At 67.5% G+C, this 2,251-nt stretch carries 2 protein-coding genes and 1 pseudogene; all 3 read left to right on the top strand.

What is annotated here, in order from left to right; all coding sequences use genetic code 11:
• The coding region (locus tag A5652_RS00025; protein ID WP_156745063.1) for a PhoH family protein at nucleotides 1–726 on the top strand (726 nt) is incomplete at its 5' end.
• A gap of 57 nt (nucleotides 727–783) precedes the next feature.
• A complete protein-coding gene (locus tag A5652_RS00030) occupies nucleotides 784–1,659 on the top strand; it encodes a polysaccharide deacetylase family protein (protein WP_067345139.1) in 876 nt (291 codons plus the stop codon).
• Between the two features lie 153 nt (nucleotides 1,660–1,812).
• Nucleotides 1,813–2,251 (top strand): annotated as a pseudogene (locus A5652_RS00035) (adenylate/guanylate cyclase domain-containing protein); the annotation flags it as partial.

Raw genomic sequence — 2,251 nt, forward strand, 5'->3', positions numbered from 1 at the left:
CTCGGCGGCAGCTCTCATGCGCTGGGCCGGGTTAACGCGGACAAACGCGTTCAGCTGGTGCGCGGTGACCGCGAGGCGTTCGGACTGCGCGGGCGGTCCGCCGAACAGCGGGTGGCGCTCGACCTGCTGCTCGACGAGTCGGTGGGCATCGTGTCGCTGGGCGGCAAGGCGGGCACCGGCAAGTCGGCGCTCGCGTTGTGCGCAGGACTGGAGGCGGTGTTGGAGCGGCGCACCCAACGCAAGGTGGTCGTCTTCCGCCCGCTCTACGCCGTCGGCGGCCAGGAGCTGGGGTATCTGCCCGGCAGCGAGAGCGAAAAGATGGGCCCGTGGGCGCAGGCCGTCTTCGATACCCTCGAGGGTCTGGCCAGCCCGGCGGTGCTCGAGGAGGTGCTGTCCCGGGGCATGCTCGAAGTCCTGCCGCTGACCCACATCCGGGGCCGGTCGCTGCACGACTCGTTTGTCATCGTCGACGAGGCGCAGTCGCTGGAGCGCAACGTCCTGCTGACCGTGCTGTCCAGGTTGGGCACCGGATCGCGGGTGGTGCTGACGCACGACATCGCGCAGCGCGACAACCTGCGGGTGGGCCGCCACGACGGGGTCGCGGCGGTGATCGAGAAGCTCAAGGGCCACCCGCTGTTCGCCCACATCACCCTGTTGCGCAGTGAGCGATCACCGATAGCCGCCCTGGTCACCGAGATGCTCGAGGAGATCGCCGGCCCGCAGTGAGGGCCGGCGACCAGCGCGCTCGACCCCGGGTAAGGCCCCCTTCGATAAACTTCCACGGTGGCGAAACGACTCGACACCCAGGCCTGGCGCTACTGGCGCACGGTTGTTGGTGTGGCGGCGGCCGCCGCGGTGCTGGTGATCGGCGGGCTCACGGGCCACGTGACGCGGGCCGACGACCTGAGCTGCTCGGTGGTCAAGTGCGTCGCGTTGACCTTCGACGACGGGCCGGGGCCGTTCGATGAGCGACTGCTGCAAATCCTGAAGCAGAACGACGCCAAGGCCACCTTCTTCCTGATCGGCAACAAGGTGGCCGCCAACCCGGCCGGCGCCAAGCGCATTGCCGACGCGGGGATGGAAATCGGCAGCCACACCTGGGAACACCCCAACATGACCACGATCCCGCGCGAAGACATCGCCGCCCAGTTCGCTAAGGCGAACGACGCGATCACCGCCGCGACCGGGCGCACGCCGAACCTGTATCGCCCCGCCGGTGGGCTGTCGGACCCGGTGGTGCGCCAGACCGCCGGCCAATTCGGGCTGGCCGAAATCCTCTGGGATGTCATCCCTTTCGATTGGGCTAACGACTCGAACACGGCGGCGACGCGCTACATGTTGATGACTTACATCAAGCCAGGCTCGGTGGTGTTATTCCATAACACGTACTCGAGCACCGTCGACCTGGTGTACCAGTTCATCCCGGTACTCAAGGCCAACGGCTATCGGCTGGTGACCGTCAGCGACCTGCTGGGGTCACGCGCTCCGGGCAGCAGTTACGGCAGCCGGGAGAACGGTCCGCCCGTCAACGGACTGCACGACATCCCACCCGGCGACATCCCCACTCTGCCCAACACACCCTCGCCGAAACCGATGCCGAATCTCCCGATCACCGACATCCCCGGGCAGAACTCCGGAGGGCCGAACAACGGTGCGTAGCGCAAATTTCGGACCGCCCGCGGCTACTTTCGTATGATCACCGCGGGCTGGCTTCGGGATCGGCTTCCGCCGTCGTGGCGTGGCCCGGCACCAGAGCACGCCACAGGGCAACGAAAGTCTTTTCGACGGTGGTTGTTTCAGTACGGGTTCGATCTGAGCCTGTCCTACTTTCTGGCCGTCATCGAAGCGGCCGCCATCCTGATTCCGTTGCGGGGCCACACTTCGGTCGGCGCCAACGCCGACTTCGCGCGGCAGAACACGGTGCCGGTGGTGCTGCTCGTCGTGCTGGGCACCGTCGGTGTGGCGATAGCCGGCGCGGTCAGCCTGGCTCCCACGGTGCGCTGGTTCGTCGCGGGCGACGAACCCAACCCGGACCAACGCGAAGCCGTGATGAAGCTGGCCGGGCGCCAGTCGGCAATCCTGGTGACGTCCTGGGCGCTGACCGGCGGGATCTTCATCCTGTTGAATCTGACTGGCAGGCCGCAGCTTCTGCTGCCCATCGTGCTCGGCGTGCTGCTCGGCGGATCGGCCGCCGCCGGCACCGGGATGCTGATCGCGCAACGCACCCTACGACCCATCATGCGCGCCGCCA

Source organism: Mycobacterium sp. 1165178.9, from assembly GCF_001673555.1.
Lineage (GTDB): Bacteria > Actinomycetota > Actinomycetes > Mycobacteriales > Mycobacteriaceae > Mycobacterium.